This is a genomic window from Pseudomonas sp. MD330_10 (assembly GCF_042610415.1).
In the GTDB taxonomy this organism is placed as follows: domain Bacteria; phylum Pseudomonadota; class Gammaproteobacteria; order Pseudomonadales; family Pseudomonadaceae; genus Aquipseudomonas; species Aquipseudomonas rhodesiae.
On record NZ_JBHGZU010000004.1, the window covers coordinates 325,653 to 344,192 of the forward strand.

Consider the following 18,540-nt stretch of genomic DNA (forward strand, 5'->3'; position numbering starts at 1 on the left):
CGGTGCGGCATTCTGCGCCGCTAACGAAGGCCCCGACAACCGTCGCCTGCACTCAAGGCCGCCCGGACGGCCCCGCGCCAGACAGCACGCGGCTGTCCGTGACCTCGAACCGCGCCTGGTTGTCGGTGGTCGAGTCGGCCCCGACGAACACGCTGAAGCGGCCGGCCTCGACCATCGTTCTCCAGTGCTCGTCGAGCAAGGCAAAGTCCTGCGCGTCCAGGGTAAAACTCACCGTGCGCGTTTCACCGGGCTCCAAGTGGACCTTGCGAAAGCCGCGTAACTGGCGGACCGGGCGGGTCACACTGGCGACGTCATCGCGCAGGTACAACTGCACAATTTCGTCGCCTGCGCGCTGGCCGGTATTGGTGACGTTTACTTGCACCGTCAGCGTGTCGGTGGAGGCAATCCGATCGGCGCTGAGGTGTGGCGTGGCGTAGCTGAACGTGGTGTAGCTCAGGCCGAAGCCGAACGGGTACAGCGCACTCCACGGCGAATCGATATAAGTGGAGGTGTACAAGCCCTCGCCACTGGGCGGGCGACCGGTGTTTTTATAGGCGTAGTAGAGGGGGATTTGCCCGACGTTACGGGCAAAGGTGATGGGCAGTTTGCCGCTTGGGTTGACGTCACCGAACAGAATATCGGCCACCGCGTGCCCCGTTTCGCTGCCCAGAAACCAAGTCTCCAGCAGCGCCGGAGCCTGGGCAACGGTGTCGGATAACACCAGCGGGCGGCCGTTCATCAGCACGATGACCACGGGTTTGCCCGTAGCCAGCAGCTCGCGCAACAGCGCGTCCTGGGCGCCCGGCAAGCCCAGATGCGTGCGACTGCGCGCTTCACCACTCTGGTTGGCGCTTTCGCCAAGCACGGCAACCACCACCTGGGCAGAGCGGGCAGCCTGGCGGATCGAGCACAAATCCTCGATTTGTTCGCTGTTGGGCGCAGTGCCGGGCAGGTAAGTCACCTCGGTGTCTGGGTCGACGGCGCTGCGAATGCCTTGCAGCACCGTGACTGAGTCCGCGGCCAGCCCCACCCCTGGCCATGGGCCGAGTGTGCTGTCGGCGTCTGTGGCCAGGCTGCCGACCACCAGCACCTTGCGCAGGCTCTTGGGCAACGGCAGCAGCGCATCGGTGTTTTTCAGCAGTACGATAGATTTTTGCGCGGCCTCCCGTGCCAAGGCACGGTGCTGCGGTGTGAGCAGATTAGCCCGTTGCCGGGCTTCATCGCTGTAGCGGTAGGGGTCGGCAAACAGCCCCAGGCGTTGCTTGGCCTTGAGCACGCGGCGCACCGCCTCGTCCACGGTGGCCAAAGACACCTGGCCCGCGCGCACCAGTGAGGGCAAGTACTGCCGGTAGGTCTGGCTGGCCATTTCAATGTCCACCCCGGCGGTGAACGCCAGCCGTGCCGCGTCGGCCGGCACAGCGATGATGCCATGCTGGTTCAGTTCCCAGATGGCGTTGTAATCACTGACGATCAGACCGTCGAACCGCCACTCGTCCCGCAGTACACCGGTCAGCAGCGCCTTGTGGCTGTGCAGAGGAGTTCCGGCCAACTCGTTGAACGACGGCATGATCCCGTCGACTCCGGCCGCCACCGCTGCGCGGAACGGCGGTAAATACACCTCGCGCAAGGTGCGCTCCGACAGGTCGGCGCCGTTGTAGTCGCGGCCGCCTTCCGCCGCGCCGTAGGTCACGAAGTGTTTGGCGGTCGTCAGCATCGAAGAATTGTCCGAGGGGCCTGCGCCATGAAACCCCCGGACCTTGGCCTCAGCCATCGCGGCACCGAGAAAGGGGTCTTCACCGGCGCCTTCCACCACACGCCCCCAGCGCGGGTCGCGGGCAATGTCGACCATGGGTGCAAAGGTCCAATGCACGCCGCTGGCCGTGGCTTCGATGGCGGCGACACGAGCGGTGCGATAAGCAAGGTCGGTGTCCCAGGCAGCGGCCTCCGCCAGTGGCACGGGAAATATCGTGCGGAAACCGTGGATCACATCATAGGCAAACAACAGCGGGATATGCAGGCGCGATTGGGTGACGGCCTGCTCCTGCAACTGCCGGGTCTGCTCAGCACCGTAGGCACCGAGCACCGAACCGACGGTGTTGATGGACGCCGCCGGCAACTGCCCGTTATTGATGACCGGACCGGTCGGTGTGATCTGGACACCCAACTGGCTGAGCTGGTCGATTTTTTCTTCCAGCGTCATCTGCCGCAGCAGGTCTTCCACCGGGTCCTGCTCAATGGCCTGCACGCCGACGCTTATGCTGAGCGCCAGGTAGAGCAGGGCTAATTGACGGTAAAGTTTCATGACGGCGGGACGTTGTCAGCTGGCCAGGGGGTGCCGATGGCCGTCGATTCCGAGCGGAAGGGGTGGTACTGATACAGCCAGGTTTCAGATAACGGCTGCCCCTCCAGGCGCAGGAACAGCCGCAACTCCACGGGGTCTTGACCGTCGACGGTCAGATCGAACTGAGCGCGCCAATGGCCTGCCACACCGTCCGGCACAGGTTCGGTAAAGATCAGGCTGAGTTCGCCTCTGGAACAGCTGATCACCGCCTCGGGCTTGATGCCGGTTGCGAGCTTTTCCAAGGGCGCGCCTTGAAATTCCACCACGAACTTACGCATCCCCGCCGGTCGCGCCAGACCGGGTTGACCCCCCTTGCCTAGGCGCGTCGCCACGCAGCGCGCCAGGGACGATGGGTACGGCTCATCGGCCAGCCAGTGCAAGCGATAACGTAGCGTATAACGATTGCCCGCTTCCGCTGGGGTCGAGGGCACCCACATCGCCACGATGTTGTCGTGGATCTCGTCATCGGTGCCGTTTTCCATCAGTTGCACGCTGCCTTCGCCCCAATCCCCCAACGGTTCGACCCACAGGCTGGGACGCCGCTGGTAATTCACGCCATCGAGGTAGTGGTCGAAGTTGCGATCACGCTGGAACAGGCCGAACCCCTTAGGCTGACGATCACTGAAGGCCGACACCATCGTGCGCGGCGGGTTGTTCAAGGGGCGCCAGAGGCGTTCGCCGTTGCCGGTCCACAGCGCCAGGCCGTCACTGTCGTGGACTTCGGGACGCCAGTCGGCGGCAGTGCGTTTGGCGGCTTCGCTGAACCAGAACATCGAGGTAACCGGCGCGATGCCCAATCGGCTGACGTTATGGCGCAGGAAGAACGTGCAGTCGACCTCCATGATCACGCCCTGCTGACGGCTGATCACGAAACGGTACGCGCCACAGAGGCTGGGCCCATCGAGCCGCGCATAGAGCGTCATGGATTGGGCGTGTTCGTGCTTGGGCGGTTCAAACCAGATGTGGGTGAAGTCCGGGAATTCCTCGGCTTTGCCGGCTTGGGCCACATCCAGTGCAATCGCTCGCGCCGACAAGCCGTATTGGTAGAGCTCGCCGATGGCACGAAAGTACGAGGCGCCGAGAAACGCCACCCAATCGTTCTGTTGCCACGCCAACTTGGCTTGGTTGCCCAAACGACTTTCCTGGATACGAAAACCGGCGAACCCACTGTTACGAGGCAGGGCGTGCGCCGGGCTATCGGCGGGCATGTCAAAGTGCGCCGGGTCGTAGACGATCTCGCGGGCCGCGCCGTTGTCCAACACATACATCCTGACGGGGGTACGAAAGAACGAACCCAAGTGGAAGAAGGTCACGGGAAATTGCCCAGGGCCTTTGGCGAACAGGGCCTGCTCGGATTTAAAACGGATCTGGCCGTGGGCGCTGTAATCCAGTTTTTCCAGTAGTGCTGCCGAGGCGGTGCTTGGATAGATGTAGGGTTTCAAGGCGTCGGCTTGCGCCTGTTCGATCAATTGTTCGAAAGAAAAGGAGCTAGCGGGCTCGGCCGCCAGGGCTGTCCGATTCAGGGCTGGCAGGAGTGCGGCCAGCGAAGCGTACGTCAGAAACTCGCGGCGTGTAGACATGGCGGCCTTTCCTTGGAGATAGAAATCCAGGCACCACGATCGGTACGACGCAGGCAACCGTGCTGCTTGCCTGAAGTTTTGAGCGGGAAGGGCAAAGTGTCTACTGTCAGAAATAACAGGTTGGCAAGTGTTTCAGACCAGTGGCGGAAGCGGGCTTCGCTGCCAGGACCATGGGGTTTTCAAACGCGACGGCCACGGTGTGATGCATCGCGCGCCGCCGCCCGAACGCATTAGTCGCGCCTGTCAGCCCTGGCCTGAGGCGCGTTGGGGGCTACACCCTCAGGCCGCCGTTTGCCGAATCGGCAACACCACGCGAAACGTCGTACCCTTGCCCGGCTCGCTGCGCACGGAAATATCGCCGTGGTGCTTTTTGATAATGCCGTAGGACAGTGACAGCCCCAGGCCCGTGCCTTCCCCCACCGGTTTGGTGGTGAAGAACGGATCGAAGATTTTTTGCACGGTTTCGGGCGCAATGCCGCAGCCGTTATCGGCGACTTCCAGCCACACGTTATCGCCCTCCACCCCATTGCTGATGGTGATCGTGCCTCGCTCGGGGCCCATGGCCTGGGCGGCGTTGATTACCAGGTTCATCACCACTTGGTTGAGTTGCGAGGCCAGGCATTCGATTTCCGGCAACGCGCTGTAGTGCTTGATCACGTCGGCCTTGTACTTGAGCTCGCTGGCGACGATGTTGAGGGTGGAGTCGATGCCCTGTTGCAGATTGGCCCACTGCCAGGTCTGGTCGTTGTCCACCCGCGAGAAGTTTTTCAGGTCCTTGACGATCTGCACCACCCGCCCGATGCCTTCCTTGGACTCCTTGATCAGGATGGGAATGTCTTCCTTGAGAAAGTCCAGCTCCAGTTCATTGCGCAGGATTTTGAGTGCATCGCGCTGTTCGGCCGAGGCGAGGCTGTCCTCGACCTGCCGGTAGGCATCGAGCATCTGCTGCAACTGATTGAAGTAGCTGTCGAGGGTGCTGAGGTTGGAGGAGATAAACCCCACCGGGTTGTTGATCTCATGGGCCACGCCGGCCGCCAGTTGCCCCAGGGACGCGAGTTTTTCCGACTGCACCAGTTGGCTCTCCAACTGCTTGCGCTCGTCGATTTCCAGTTGCAACGCTTCGCTGGTCTGGGTCAGGGCCAGGGTGCGTTGCGCCACCAGTTGCTCCAGGTGGCTGGTTTGCAAGGAGGCGCGGCGGGCCATGTCCCACTTGTTGGAGAGCGTGTTGGCCATCTGTTGCACTTCGATGTTGTCGAAGGGCTTTTTCAGGATCAGCAGGCGATCATGGCCTTTGAGGCGGTACAGCAGGTCATCCCAGGAGTAATCCGTATAAGCCGTGCACACCACCACTTGCAGGCCGGGGTCGACTTTCCATAACTCTTCGATGGTCTTGGCGCCGTCCCAGCCTTGAGGCATGCGCATATCGACGAACGCCAGGGCGTAGGGGCGCTTGTCCGCCATGGCTGCACTGAGCAATTGCAGGCCTTCTTCGCCGCCATAGGCCGAGTGCAATTCGAACGCCTGGACCTCGGGTTTATCGGTGTCGCCGAACAGCGCCGATTCCAAGTCGTCGAGAGCCTGGTTGGTCTCAACGGTCGGCATCAGGATCTTGCGGAAATCGTCGTGAATCGACGGCGTGTCGTCGATCAACAGGATGCGTCGATTGGGAGGCTGGTTCATGCAGGACTTCCGGCTGGGGTCATGGGAATCGTCAGGGTAAAGATCGCGCCCAGGCCAGGCCCGTCGCTGTGGGCGCTGAGCTGGCCACTCATTTCGACGGCGGCCAGCGCGCAGCTGTGCAGGCCGAAGCCGTGGCCTTCTTTGCGGGTGGTAAAACCGTGGGTGAAGATCCGCGTCATGTTCTCGGCGGGGATGCCTTCGCCGTCGTCTTTCACGCTGATCTGCAAGGTGTTGTCTGCCAGTGCCTGGACTTTGAGGGTCATCTGCCTCGGGCGGTCGTTGAGATTGGACATGGCGTACTTGGCGTTGCTGATCAGGTTGACCATGATCAACAGCAGGCGATGTTTGTCGGCGAGGATTTCCGGCACGGGGGCATATTCCTTTACCACCGTGACGTGATGCCGGCTCAAGGCGCCGGCGTTCATGCGCAGGGCATCCTCCATCAAGTCGCTGATATGCACCGGCTCCAACAGCGTGGCGGCACCGGCATAGGATTGCTGGGTGGAGACGATGTCTTTGATGTGGTCCACGCTTTTGCTCAACTGCGCCAACTCATCGGTCATGCCCTGCTGCTCCACGGCGATGACGTCCACCAGTTGGTTGAGGTAACCGGGCAGCAGCTTGCCTTTCTCATCTTCAGTGAGAAAGGTACCCAGGTCGGCCTTGTGCTCATTGATCAACTGCATGGCCTTGCCCAGCCCCAGCGCTTTGCTGCTGCGCAGTTTGCGGGTGACCAGGTCGGCGGAGATGTTCACGCTGTTGAGCACGTTACCCACGTTATGCAGCACGTTGGTCGCGATTTCGGCCATGCCGGCTTGGCGCGCGCTGTCGAGCAGTTCGCTCTGGGCATCCTTGAGCTGCTGGGTGCGCCGCTCCACGCGTTGTTCCAGGGTTTCGTTGGCGGCCTGCAACTGGCGGTTGACCCGGTTGATCTCGGCGAAGCTGCGCAACAGGCGCACGGCCAGGTAGAGCAGCATCGCCACCAGCAAGGTCGAGAAAATCAGTAGATAGCGGTGGTATTGATGGTCGATGCGGTCGGCTGCCTGCTGGTCCTGGTCGAGGTGGGTGGTCAGGTCGTCCAGACGTTCGGCCACGGGCACGTCGGCAATTCGTTCCAGCAGGTTGTTGACCACCGGTTGTTCGCGCAGGATCAGTGAAATGTGATTGCTCAGCAGTTCCACCGGGCCCTGGAATTCGCTCGGTAGCTGTTCCTTATTGGTAGCCAGTTTGCCCAGGCCCACCAGGATGTCGGCAGCCCGATCGTCACTGGTGACTTGAGCGAATTCCAGGCTGCTGAGCAGCAGGTCGTAGGTGTCGGTGGCCACGCCTTGCAACTGCAGCCGACCTTCGTCGTCAAGGCGATTGAACTGGGCCTGGATGTCGTCTTCGGCGGTGGGCAGGAACGCCAGGGAATTGCGCAGCACCGCGTTATGGGATTTGAACTGGTCCACCAGCCGGGCTTTTTCTTGCATTGCCGTCTGGTAGGCGGTTTGCGTGGCCTGCCAACTGCTCAGGTCGATCGGGTTGTGGTAGGTGTCGCGGCTGTTCAATTCGGCCCAGATCCGCGTCATCTCCGTGAGGGGCGTGACCAGGGGATCATAGTTGTGGGTGATCGCGATCCTGGCCTTGAGCACTTCGCTGTCCCACTGCGCATTGAGTTGTTGCAACTGGCGGATCAAGTCCCGCGACTGGGTGTAGCTGGCGGTCTGGTCACGAGCGGCCTTCAGGTACAGAAACACCAGAGTCGAGGCCAGCAGTAGGGTTACCAGGCCCAGCACGATTTGGGTGAAGCGACGGCGCGATTGAGTCGTCATAGTGGCTTGCCCGCCCATTCACCGGTCAGCGTCTTGAGAAACTGCACGATCAAGTCTTTGTCTTCCTGGTTAGGGTTACGCCCCAACTGGTACTTGAACATCACGTCGACGGCTTCTTCCAGGGTTTTGGCCGAAGCATCGTGAAAATACGGCGCGGTCACTGCCACATTGCGCAGGCTCGGCACTTTGAATACATGGCGGTCTTCCTCGTCCTGGGTCACCAGGTAGCGGCCCAGGTCGGCTTCGACCGGGTTGCCGCGGGCTTTGAAGTAATCGCCCATCACGCCGAACTTCTGGAACATATTGCCGCCGATATTGATGCCCTGATGGCAGGCGATGCAGCCGTAATCCTTGAAGCGCTGGTAGCCGTACTTTTCCTGGATCGTAAGGATCTCGGTGTTGCCCAGCAGGTACTGATCGAAGCGCGAATTGGGGGTCAGCAGCGTTTGCTCATAGGTGGCCAGCGCATTCTGCACATTGGCGGCCGTGACCCCGTCGGGGTAGGTCTGTTTGAAGGTGGTCTGGTAGTCGGGCAGTGCGGAAAGGTTCTGCACCACGGTGTTCCAGTCGCTGCCCATTTCCACCGGGCTGATCACCACCTGTTCGATCTGGGCTTGCAGGGTGTCCACCCGGCCGTTCCAGAACTGTTTGAAATTCAGGCTGGCGTTGAACACCGACGGGGTATTGATCGCCACCGGCTTGCCGTCGAAGCCCAGGGAAAATGGCTTGTTGTCGGCGCCTCCGGTTTCTAGGTGATGGCAGCTGGCGCATGACAAGGTGTTATTGACCGATAGGCGCGGTTCATTGAACAGTCGGCGGCCCAGCTCGACTTTGGCCGGGTCCAGGGTGGGGACCGGCGGCAGCGGTTTGAGCGCCTCATTCAACGGTGCAGCCAACAACGGCTGAAGCAGCCCCGGCCACAACACCAGCATGACGCCTAAACGGTAACGTGAGACTTCGCTCAAGCGAGCACTCCTTGCAGGCACTGGTCTATAGGTTGGGCATCAGTGTGGCGCTGCCCACTTGCAGCATTTGAGCGAAATCCTTGGGCGGTACGGCCTTGCTGAACAGAAAGCCCTGACCTTCTTCGCACTGCTGGGTTTTCAGGAAATTCAGCTGTTCGACGGTTTCGACCCCTTCGGCAATGATGTTCAGTTCCAGGCTTTTGCCCATGCCGATGATAGCGCTGATCAGTTGCGCGTCCTGGCTATTTACGTTCAGGCCGCGCACAAACGACTGGTCGATTTTCAACACATCGATGGGAAAGCGCCGCAAGTAACTGAGGCTGGAGTAACCGGTGCCGAAGTCATCCAGCGCCAGGCGCACGCCCATGGCCTTGATCTTTTGCAGGATGTCCACGGTTTCATCGACGTTCTGCATCAGCACGCTTTCGGTGATTTCCAGCTCCAGCCGAGCGGGCGGCAGGCCGCTTTGCTTGAGGATCGCGGCCAGGTTGTCGACGAAGTCGCGCTGGCGAAAGTCGATGGGCGAGACATTCACTGACATGCACAACGGCGGCAAGCCCATGCCGCGCCAGGCTTGCGCCTGCTCGCAAGCCTGGCGCAGCACCCATTGGGTCAACGGCACGATCAGGCCGCTGTCCTCGGCCACCGGGATGAAATCGGCCGGGCTGACCCACCCCGAGCGCGGTTGAAACCAGCGTATCAGCGCCTCCGCGCCGACGATGCGCCCGGACCTGAGGTCCAGTTTGGGTTGGTAGTGCAGCACAAATTCATCGCGCTCCAGGGCCTGGCGAATCGCGCTCTCCAGATTTTGCTGGCGTTGGGCGCGCAGGTTCATATCTTTGGTGTAAAAACTGAAAACGTTCGCGCCGCGTTCCTTGCTGGTGTGCATGGCGGTTTCGGCGTGCTTGATCAATTCCACCGCGTTGCAACTGTCATTGGGGTAGATGCTGATGCCCAGGCTCGCGGTGACGCTCAGGTCATGCCCGGCCACATGCCGCGTCGCGCTGATGGTCCTGAGCACTTTGTCGGCGATGTGTTGGGTTTGCTGAGGGTGCTGGACATCGTGGAGCACGATCACAAACTCATCGGAACCGTAGCGAAATACCGAATCGGAGTCGCGCACCGTTGCCACTAGGCTGAGGCTGACCTGTTGCAGCACTTCGTCGCCCACCGGATAGCCCAGGGCATTGTTGATGCGTTTGAAGCGGTCGAGGCCGATGAACATCACCGCCAGTTGCGTGTCGTGCCGCCGGCCAAGGGCGATAGCCTGGGTCAGGCGGTCCCCCAGCAGCGTGCTGTTGGGTAGCTCGGTCAGCGCGTCGTATTGCAGCAGGTGCGAGACTTTCAGCAGTTCCTGCACCCGTTCTTCGATGGTGCGCTCCAAACCGATCACCTTGCGGGCCACGTCCTGAGCCAGTTGCCATTTCCACGTCAGCGCACTGGCCATCTGGCGGATCTCAAGGTGGTCGAAGGGCTTTTTCAGGATCAGCAGCTGGTCGTTGTACTTCAGCCGTGCCTCGATGGCCTCGAAGGAATAGTCGGAATACGCCGTGCACAGCGCGATCTGCAGGTTGGGGTCGACGTTCCACAGCTGTTCGATGGTTTGCAGGCCATCCCAGCCGGGCGGCATGCGCATATCGATAAACACCATGGCATAGGGGGCGTTGGCGGCCAGGGCCTGGCTCACCAGTGCCAGTGCTTCCTGGCCCTGGTAGGCCGAATCCAACTCGAACACCTGGCGGGGAGCAGCGGGAGTGCCGAACAGGGTTTCCTCAAGGCTATCCAGAGACGGCTCGCCGTCTGCGTCGGCGCACAAGATCTTTCGAAAGTCCTCGTGAATCGACACAGTGTCGTCGACGATCAGAATGCGGCGGTTGGCCCGAGTTGAGTCTGCATTCCGCGCTGGCAAAAGGCTCGACGGCATAACGATTCCTTCCCTGGTTTCACTTCTTGGGGGGGGCCGACTACTGTGACAGCATAGCCGAGCTACCTTGAAATTGATGGCCAGTTGGCGTCAAATCGACCCCGCGCCTCGGGCGAGGGAAAGTGGCTTGGCAAGACGGTTCAATTTAGCTCAATTCCGTTTAATTTGAAGGCGCGTAGGCATGGATGAACAACTGGCGACGAAACCCACGATTTTGTTGGTCGACGATGAAGAGTCGATCCTAAACAGCCTGCGCCGCCTGCTGCGCGGCCAGCCTTTCGACGTGGTGCTGGCGGGCAGCGGCGCCCAGGCCCTGGACATCATGGCCGCCCAACCCATCGACCTGGTGATGACCGACGCGCGTATGCCGGGCATGGACGGCGCGCAGTTACTGGCCGAGGTCCATCGGCTGTACCCCGGCACCAGCCGCATCCTGCTCACCGGTTACGCCGACCTGCCGACGATCGTCAAGGCGATCAACGAAGGGCATATCCACCGCTACATCAGCAAGCCCTGGAATGACGAAGAACTGCAGCTGGTCTTGCGCCAGACCCTGGAACATCAGCGCCTGGAGCGTCTGACCCAGGTTCAGAACGAGCAGCTCAAGCAATTGAACGCCACCCTGGAAAAACGCGTGGCGGCGCGCACCAGCGAGTTGCAGCAGACCGCCGATATGCTCGACCTGGCCTACGACGAGCTCAAGCGCAGCTACGTGACCGGCACCGAAGTGTTTTCGCTGCTGGCCAACCTGCGCTTGCCCAAGAGCAAGCAAACCAACCGCGCGCTGATCGAACTGGTGCGCGTGTATTGCGCAGCGCAGAGCATCGACGAGTCCAGTGCCCGCGATCTGGCCATGGCGGCCGCGCTGTACAACATCGGCAAGCTGAGCTGGACCGACAGCATGCTGATGGAACCGGCGGACAAGCTGCACAGCACCGACCGTGAGCGCTATCGCGGTTATCCGACCCAGAGCGAATCGCTGTTGATGACCCTGGAACCGATGAAAGATGCCGCGCGGATCATTCGTCATCACCAGGAGCGCTGGGACGGCAGCGGCTTTCCCGATCACCTCAAGGGTGATGCGATTCCCTTCGGTTCGCGCCTGCTGAAGCTGGCGGTGGATTTTATCGAACTGCAAAAAGGCCTGATCCTGGAGCGGCAGATGAACAGCGACGAAGCGCTGTTGTTCATCCGCAAATACGCCGGGCGTCTGTATGATCCGGAGTTGATCGAGGGCTTTGTGCAGGCCTGCGCCACCTTCCTCAGCGACGTGACCCTGGGCGACCCGACCGTCAAGGTGCTGACCACCCGGGAACTGCAGGACGGTATGATCCTGGCGCGCAACCTCAACGCAGACAACGGCATGCTGCTGCTCAACGCCGGCAAGGTGCTGAACCTACCGCTGGTGGACAAGCTGATTGCGTTCGAGGCGATGGAGGGGGCCAAGTACAGCGTCTTTATCAAGGAACCGGACGAGGCGTGAGCCTTGGGCGGTGATTTTCACTGATTTGAATGCAAGGTTTTTATCGTATGTCCACCACTATCCGCATCGCCGCCGCCCTCCTGATCGGCGACGACGGCCAGACCCTGCTGGTGCGTAAACGCGGCACCCAGGCTTTTATGCAACCGGGCGGCAAGATCGACGCCGGCGAGCAACCCGCCGAAGCATTGGCCCGTGAGCTGTTCGAGGAACTGAACCTGCGTATCGACCCTGAAGCGGCGGCCTACTTGGGCCACTTCTCGGCCCCGGCGGCTAACGAGCCGGGTTGCACCGTGGAAGCCGAGCTGTTCCAGGTCAACATCGACGTACCCGTGGCCCCCGCCGCCGAGATCGAGGAAGTGCGCTGGATCGACCCGGCCGGTGACGGCGGCCTGGTCCTGGCGCCCCTGACCCGTGACCTGATCCTGCCGTTCTATCGCTCGTCCCTGGCCACCCCGGCCTGACGCCCATGCTGATCCGTGCGCTGGGGCCCGAGGATGCCGAGGCTTATCGGGCGTTGATGTTGGAGGCTTACGACACCTACCCCCAGGCATTCACCTCCAGCGTGGCCGAACGCGCCGCCATGCCCTTGAGCTGGTGGCAGAAGCGCCTCGACAACCCGCTGGATAGCCTGCTGGGCGGTTTTGACGGCGAGCGATTGGCCGGGATTGTCGGCCTGGCTTTCGAACCCCGGGAAAAGGCGCGGCACAAGGTCACGTTGTTCGGCATGTACGTGACCACGCAGTCCCAGCAACAGGGGCTGGGCCGCCGGCTGGTGGAAGCGGCGCTGGCCGAAGCACGGCGCCACCCGCGCCTTAAAGTCATCCAACTCACCGTCACCGCCGGCAACACCGCAGCGTTCACGCTGTACCAACGCTGCGGCTTTATCCAATACGGCCTGGAACCGCTGGCGGTGCGAGTGGGGGAGGACTACTTCGACAAGATCCATATGTGGCGCGAACTCAGGGTTAACTGAGGCCGGCGCGTTAGTGCGCCGTATGATCCCGCCCAGGCAATGACATCAACGGTGGGAGGGGGCTTGCCCCCGATGCTTATAGGCATCTACGCATCCTAACGGCTGGCCAGTAACGCTGTGTCGGCTGACCCGCCCCATCAGCGCACCGCACTCACCCCGTCCAACGTGGAAAACGACGTGTCCTTGGCCGTCAGCAGGAAGTCGCGCATATACGGCGCATCCAACATGTCGGCGCGAATGCCGGCGTACAACGTCGCGAACAACCCTTTCTCACCCAGGCGCTTGGCCTTTACGTAGCCGCGCGAGCTGTATTCATGCAGCGCCCAATGGGGCATGCCGCACACGCCACGGCCGCTGGCCACCAGTTGCATCATCATCACCGTCAGCTCGGAGGTGCGCACCTGGGCCGGTTCCACGTCGGCCGGTTCCAGAAAGCGCGTGAAGATGTCCAGGCGGTCGCGTTCCACCGGGTAGGTGATCAGGGTTTCGCTGAGCAAGTCTTCCGGCACGATATACGACTTGTTCGCCAGCGCATGCTGGTTGGCCACGGCCAGCATCGCCTCGTAGGTGAACAACGGTACATAGGTAATGCCCGGCAGCTCCAGCGGGTCGGAGGTCACCACCAGGTCCAGGTCGCCACGGGCCAGGGCCGGCAGCGGGGCGAAGGCAAAACCGGAGGCCAAATCCAGCTCGACTTCCGGCCAGGCGTCGCGGAATTGGTCGATGGTCGGCATCAGCCATTGGAAGCAACTGTGGCATTCGATCGCCATGTGCAAGCGCCCGGCGGTGCCGCCGGCCAGGCGCGCGATATCGCGCTCGGCGCCGCGCAGCAAGGGCAGGGTGGCATCGGCCAATTGCAGCAGGCGCAGGCCGGCGCTGGTGAAGCGCAGCGGTTTGGTCTTGCGCACGAACAGCGGCATGCCCAGGCGTTCCTCCAGCTCCTTGAACTGGTGGGACAGCGCCGATTGCGTCAAATGCAGGCGCTCGGCGGCTTCCACCAGGCTGTCGGCTTCGCGCAGGGCGTGCAGGGTCTTTAAGTGACGGATTTCGAGCACGGGCTCTCCATGAGGGCAATTTGTGTTGAAGTGCAATGGCGTGAGTTTGGCTCATGTTGCAAAGCATGTCGACCATGACCACCGGGCACTCTTCATCAAACTGTCATGGAACTGTGGCAGCGCGCTTGAACAAACTTCATCAGACTCGCGCTCTACTGGGGTTCTGCGTTTTGGTGTTTTTCATGCGTGTGTTGTTTTTATTGGCCGCCTTGCTGTTCGGCCTGCCGTCTTTTGCGGCCTCCCGTTGCGATATCAACGTCCCGACCCAAACGGTCGATCTGGATCAGGTGAGCCTTGCCTATCAAAGCATCGGCCGTGCTTCGGACCCGGCCTTGTTGTTGGTGATGGGCCTGGGCGGTCAACTGATCCATTGGCCGGATGAAGTGGTAGTCGCCCTGTGTCAGCAAGGCTTTCGGGTGATCCGCTACGACAACCGTGATGTCGGCCTGTCCACTTGGCGCCAAGCGCCGGCCAGCGCCAACCTGACTTTTGAAGTGCTGCGCTACAAGCTCGGCCTGCCGGTGTCGGCGCCCTACACCCTGACCGATATGGCCGACGACGCCTTGGGCCTGATGGATGCGTTGCAGATCCAGCAATTTCACGTACTCGGCGCCAGCATGGGCGGCATGATCGCCCAGCACCTGGCGGCCATGGCGCCGCAGCGGGTCGAGAGCCTCACCCTGATCATGACCAGCTCCGGCGCCGAAGGGCTGCCGGCGCCGAACGCGGCGCTTGTGCAGTTGTTGTCGCGGCGCAGCGCGCCCAATCGCGAAGTCGCTCTGGAGCAACAGGCCGATCTGCTGGCGGCACTGGGCAGCCCAAACATCAAGGACGATCGCCAGGCTCTGCTGCACCAGGCGGCGCTGTCCTATGATCGCGCGTTCAACCCCGAAGGTGTGAAGCGCCAGATCATGGCGATCCTCGCCGAACCCAGCCGCGTGCCTTTGCTCAACCAGCTGCGCGTGCCGACGCTGGTGGTCCACGGCACCGCCGACCCGTTGCTGCCGGTGATGCACGGCGTGCACCTGGCGGCGCATATCCAGGGTAGCCAGTTGAAGCTGATCCCAGGCATGGCCCACCGGTTTCAGGAGGCGTTCAAGGCGCCGTTGCTGACGGCGGTGCTGCCGTACCTGCAAGCCCATCGCGAGGATGCTGCGCACTGGGCACGCATCGAGCCCGTGGCGCCTTCGAAGGTGTTGTGACATTGGTGTATGGTGCAACCTTTATGGCGCATATGGCCTGCGAGGTTGCCTAGCATGAGTACTCCCCTGAAAATCGATTTCGTCAGCGATGTGTCTTGCCCTTGGTGCATCATCGGCCTGCGCGGCCTGACCGACGCCCTGGACCAACTGGGCGCCGAGGTACAGGCCGAGATCCACTTCCAGCCGTTCGAACTCAACCCGAACATGCCGGCCGAAGGGCAGAACATCGTCGAACACATCACCGAGAAATACGGCTCCAGCGCCGAAGAGTCCCAGGCCAATCGCGCGCGCATCCGCGATCTGGGCGCGGCGTTGGGCTTTGCCTTTCGCACCGATGGCCAGAGCCGCATCTACAACACGTTCGATGCGCATCGCCTGCTGCATTGGGCCGGCCTTGAAGGCTTGCAGTACAACCTCAAGGAAGCCTTGTTCAAGGCTTACTTCACCGACCAGCAGAACCCCTCCGACCACGCCACCTTGGCGATCATCGCCGAAAGCGTCGGCCTGGATATTCAGCGCGCAGCCCAGATCCTCGCCAGCGACGAATACGCCGCCGACGTTCGCGAGCAAGAGCAACTGTGGGTTTCCCGGGGCGTGAGTTCGGTGCCCACCATCGTGTTCAACGACCAATACGCCGTGAGCGGTGGCCAACCGGCCGAAGCCTTTGTGGGCGCGATTCGCCAGATCATCAACGAAGCCAAAAACTAGAGCCCCCTCTCCAAAGGTGGGAGGGGCGCTGCGACGATTCGATGGCTGAGTGTCAGTCAGCGCTTGTAGCGCTCCAACCACCTATCGAGGGCAAGCCCTCTCCCACAGGGTATGGCAGTGTGCTTGGAGTAAGTGCTGGCCCGCGCCTTGCATTGACCCCCTAAAGCCTTAGGGGAACACTGCCTTGAATATTCTCGATCTTGACCACAGCCTCACTGCGCAGGCGCCGATTGCCCGGCGGTTGGCCAGCGGCCAGGCCACGCGTATCGACCTGCTGGACCTGGGCCCCAAGCTGCGGCTGTGGTCCACCGCAAACACCTGGAAGCGCTTCGTCGAACGTCTGGCCCAGCGGCCTCGGCCCACCGACGCGCGACCGGAAATCCTGTTTATCGGCTCCGGCGATTATCACCACCTCACCCCGGCGTTCCTGGCCGATTTGAAAGAGCCGGTCAGCCTGATCCACTTTGACAATCACCCCGACTGGGTGCGCTTTGCGCCCAAGCGTCACTGCGGCTCGTGGGTCAACCGTGTGCTGAAAATGCCGGCGATTAAACGCATCGTCACCCTCGGCCCATGCAGTGACGACCTGCATAACCCGCAACTGCGCGGCGGTAACCTGGGGGCCCTCAGGCGCGGGCAGTTACAGCTGTTTCCCTGGCAGCATGCGCCGTCGAAAGTGTGGGGGCGGATCGGCGATGGCGCCGGGCATCAGCAGCGTGAAGATCAGCTGTATTGGCGCAACCTGGCGGAGCTGGATTGGACCGCATTTCTTGAGGAGATGATCAGCAGCCTGCCCACCGAAGCGGTGTGGATCACCGTTGATAAAGACGTGCTGGCCAGCGAAGACGCGGCCACCAACTGGGACCAGGGCGGCATGCGCCTGACCCACTTGCTCCAGGCCCTGCGCGCCTTGGCCGCGCGCAAACGCATTATCGGCATCGACGTGTGCGGCGAGTTCGCCACGCCAGCGTTCAGCAACGCGTTCAAGCGCTGGGAGGCCAAGTCCGATCAACCCCCCGCCGAGCGCTGGAGCCCTGAGGACTTGCAGCGCAATGCCGCGACCAATCAAGCCCTGATCGAACTGTTTGAGGAGTTGTTCCCGTGACCCTGACCGTAGTGGTGCTGGTGGCGTTTTCCATCGTGCTCGATGTGATCGGCCAGCTGTGTTTCAAGATGGGCCTGGACCGTTTGCCGGAGCTGGAGGGCGGCTTTCGCCTGAATGCGTTCTGGGGGCAGGTATTCAATGCGCCGTTGTTGTGGGCGGGGATCGGTGCCTATGTGATCGAGTTTTTCGTCTGGCTCGAAGCTTTGTCCCGCGCGCCGCTGAGCTTGCTGTTTCCGGCGGCGGCGCTGGCGTATTGCGGGGTGGTGCTGGTCGGCAAGCTGGTGCTGGGGGAAACCGTCAGCCGTCGGCGCTGGCTGGGAACCTTGGTGATCACCTTAGGGGTGATGCTGGTGGCGATTGGAGGAGGGCAGGCATGAGTACGCAGAACGTCAATGCCGGTTGGCTGCACGAACGCTTGGGCACGGTGGTGCTGTGGGCCCTGCTGATCTGCACCGAGAGCGCCGGCCAGCTGTTTACCAAGGTCGCCGGCGATCAGCTGGGGCAGATGGATTTCAATTGGCGGTGGCTGGTGGAAGTCGCGCATAACCCCGGCATCCTGGCGGCGATTGCCTGCTACATCGGCGCGTTTTTCGTGTGGATGCTGATCCTGCGGCGCAGCAGTTTGTCCCTGGCCTTTCCCCTGAGTTCGCTGGTGTTCGTGGTGGTGCTGTTGGGGTCGTGGCTGGGGCTGGGGGAACATATCAGCCTGCTGCACTGGGTGGGGGTTGCAGTGATCATTGGCGGCATCGCCTTGCTGGCCGAAGGCGAAGAGAACTGATGGTAGAGGGGCTTGGCCCCCCGATGTTCATGGGTGGGAGGGGCAAGCCCCTCCCACATTGAATCAGTCGAACTTGTAGCTGATCGCCGTCTGCACCTGCCCCTGGTTCACATCGCCAGTCTGCTTGACGATGCTGCTGTCCGCCGCCGAGCCCACCAAGTGCACCCAGCTGGCGCTGGTCAACAGGGACCAGTGGGGCGCCAGGGGGAATTCGAAACTCTGGGTCAGCGTTACATTCTGGAAGCCGCCGCTGGCGCTGTATGGGCGATACCCGGTGGCGGCGGCCTCGTGGTCGTCCACGCCGAAAAACGTGTTGGTCTGCCGTGCGTCGGCGAAATGCGCCACCAGGCCGCTGCTGCCGATGATTCCGCCGCCCAGCGGGTAGCCCAGTTCGCCACCCAGTTTGCCCAACGTGCCGCTCTGGGCGTGGCCGCCGCCAACGGCCTGGCCCAACTGCGCGTAGACCCGCCAGAAATCAGCCGGTGCGTACTGCACGAAACCACCGATCTCAGCCATGTCCGACACATTGCGCAGGCCCTGTAGCGAGCCGTTGGAAGTACGTCCCTGCAGGTAATTGATATACGGCCCAGCGCTGAAACCGTGGGTGTTCAACGCGCTCCAGGTCAGGCCGTCGTCGGTGCTGAGGCTGACATTGCCCCAGTCCAGGTCCACATAGGGCACCGGCCGGGTTTCGTAGCGGCTGCCGGTCGGGTCGTGGGGCTGGTAGCTCAGGCCGGCGCCGACTTCACCGCTGATGCCGTCGGCCAACGCGGCATTGGAGACACTCCACAGGCCAAGTAAACCGGCGAATGCCGCGCGGGTGATCCTCAACATGGTCACTGTTCCTTGATTGAATACCCGCGCATGAACGCGCAAAGCATGGCGGCCGTGCAAGCACTCATCTTGTTTGTAGCAAGCTACAAAAATTGTAG

16 protein-coding genes are annotated in these 18,540 nt (G+C 61.9%); 8 read left to right on the plus strand and 8 right to left on the minus strand.

The window, feature by feature from the left end; translation table 11 throughout:
- Positions 1-52: 52 nt before the first annotated feature.
- The 6 genes from bglX to ACFZPT_RS08950 all read right to left on the minus strand — a co-directional run bounded on the left by bglX (position 53) and on the right by ACFZPT_RS08950 (position 10,304).
- Positions 53-2,302: a beta-glucosidase BglX gene (gene bglX / locus ACFZPT_RS08925; protein WP_099312757.1), complete on the minus strand. Its 2,250-nt coding sequence runs from the start codon at positions 2,300-2,302 to the stop codon at positions 53-55.
- Positions 2,299-3,921: a glucan biosynthesis protein gene (locus ACFZPT_RS08930; protein ID WP_052202171.1), complete on the minus strand. Its 1,623-nt coding sequence runs from the start codon at positions 3,919-3,921 to the stop codon at positions 2,299-2,301. The genes bglX and ACFZPT_RS08930 overlap by 4 nt, the downstream gene beginning before the upstream one ends.
- A 279-nt stretch (positions 3,922-4,200) precedes the next feature.
- Positions 4,201-5,601 carry an ATP-binding protein gene (locus ACFZPT_RS08935; protein ID WP_099312755.1) on the minus strand — a complete coding sequence of 467 codons (1,401 nt, stop codon included), beginning with the start codon at positions 5,599-5,601 and terminating at the stop codon, positions 4,201-4,203.
- Positions 5,598-7,415, minus strand: a complete 1,818-nt coding sequence (locus ACFZPT_RS08940; protein ID WP_099312844.1) for a DAHL domain-containing protein — start codon at positions 7,413-7,415, stop codon at positions 5,598-5,600. The genes ACFZPT_RS08935 and ACFZPT_RS08940 overlap by 4 nt, the downstream gene beginning before the upstream one ends.
- The gene (locus tag ACFZPT_RS08945) at positions 7,412-8,380 is read right to left on the minus strand and encodes a cytochrome-c peroxidase (protein WP_099312753.1); all 969 of its coding nucleotides are present in this window, start codon (positions 8,378-8,380) and stop codon (positions 7,412-7,414) included. Before ACFZPT_RS08945 ends, ACFZPT_RS08940 begins: the two co-directional genes overlap by 4 nt.
- A gap of 25 nt (positions 8,381-8,405) precedes the next feature.
- A complete protein-coding gene (locus tag ACFZPT_RS08950) occupies positions 8,406-10,304 on the minus strand; it encodes a bifunctional diguanylate cyclase/phosphodiesterase (protein ID WP_099312751.1) in 1,899 nt (632 codons plus the stop codon).
- Positions 10,305-10,485: 181 nt separating this feature from the next.
- On the opposite strand from ACFZPT_RS08950, the gene ACFZPT_RS08955 reads away from it, so the two are divergent.
- From ACFZPT_RS08955 to ACFZPT_RS08965, 3 genes are read left to right on the plus strand one after another with little or no spacing between them, the layout of a single operon-like run.
- Complete coding sequence (locus ACFZPT_RS08955) at positions 10,486-11,787, plus strand: HD domain-containing phosphohydrolase (protein ID WP_034096100.1); 1,302 nt, start codon at positions 10,486-10,488, stop codon at positions 11,785-11,787.
- A gap of 47 nt (positions 11,788-11,834) precedes the next feature.
- The gene (locus tag ACFZPT_RS08960; RefSeq protein ID WP_034111939.1) at positions 11,835-12,248 is read left to right on the plus strand and encodes an NUDIX domain-containing protein; all 414 of its coding nucleotides are present in this window, start codon (positions 11,835-11,837) and stop codon (positions 12,246-12,248) included.
- Positions 12,249-12,253: 5 nt separating this feature from the next.
- Positions 12,254-12,760 carry a GNAT family N-acetyltransferase gene (locus ACFZPT_RS08965; RefSeq protein WP_034096102.1) on the plus strand — a complete coding sequence of 169 codons (507 nt, stop codon included), beginning with the start codon at positions 12,254-12,256 and terminating at the stop codon, positions 12,758-12,760.
- Positions 12,761-12,897: 137 nt separating this feature from the next.
- On the opposite strand, the gene metR is transcribed toward ACFZPT_RS08965, so the two are convergent.
- The gene (gene metR / locus ACFZPT_RS08970; RefSeq protein WP_034096103.1) at positions 12,898-13,815 is read right to left on the minus strand and encodes a transcriptional regulator MetR; all 918 of its coding nucleotides are present in this window, start codon (positions 13,813-13,815) and stop codon (positions 12,898-12,900) included.
- Between the two features lie 182 nt (positions 13,816-13,997).
- Between metR and ACFZPT_RS08975 the strand changes: the two genes are divergently transcribed.
- From ACFZPT_RS08975 to ACFZPT_RS08995, 5 genes are all read left to right on the plus strand, one after another.
- Positions 13,998-15,017 carry an alpha/beta fold hydrolase gene (locus ACFZPT_RS08975; protein WP_047881579.1) on the plus strand — a complete coding sequence of 340 codons (1,020 nt, stop codon included), beginning with the start codon at positions 13,998-14,000 and terminating at the stop codon, positions 15,015-15,017.
- Positions 15,018-15,071: 54 nt separating this feature from the next.
- Entirely contained in the window at positions 15,072-15,725 is a 654-nt protein-coding gene (locus ACFZPT_RS08980; protein ID WP_034096105.1) for a DsbA family oxidoreductase, read from the plus strand.
- Between the two features lie 184 nt (positions 15,726-15,909).
- Positions 15,910-16,830, plus strand: a complete 921-nt coding sequence (locus ACFZPT_RS08985; protein ID WP_099312749.1) for an arginase — start codon at positions 15,910-15,912, stop codon at positions 16,828-16,830.
- On the plus strand, positions 16,827-17,207 hold the full coding sequence (locus tag ACFZPT_RS08990; RefSeq protein WP_034096107.1) for an EamA family transporter: 381 nt from the start codon (positions 16,827-16,829) through the stop codon (positions 17,205-17,207). The genes ACFZPT_RS08985 and ACFZPT_RS08990 overlap by 4 nt, the downstream gene beginning before the upstream one ends.
- The gene (locus ACFZPT_RS08995; protein WP_034111943.1) at positions 17,204-17,608 is read left to right on the plus strand and encodes an EamA family transporter; all 405 of its coding nucleotides are present in this window, start codon (positions 17,204-17,206) and stop codon (positions 17,606-17,608) included. Before ACFZPT_RS08990 ends, ACFZPT_RS08995 begins: the two co-directional genes overlap by 4 nt.
- A 63-nt stretch (positions 17,609-17,671) precedes the next feature.
- On the opposite strand, the gene ACFZPT_RS09000 is transcribed toward ACFZPT_RS08995, so the two are convergent.
- Positions 17,672-18,442 carry a MipA/OmpV family protein gene (locus ACFZPT_RS09000; RefSeq protein WP_034096109.1) on the minus strand — a complete coding sequence of 257 codons (771 nt, stop codon included), beginning with the start codon at positions 18,440-18,442 and terminating at the stop codon, positions 17,672-17,674.
- Positions 18,443-18,540 lie beyond the last annotated feature (98 nt).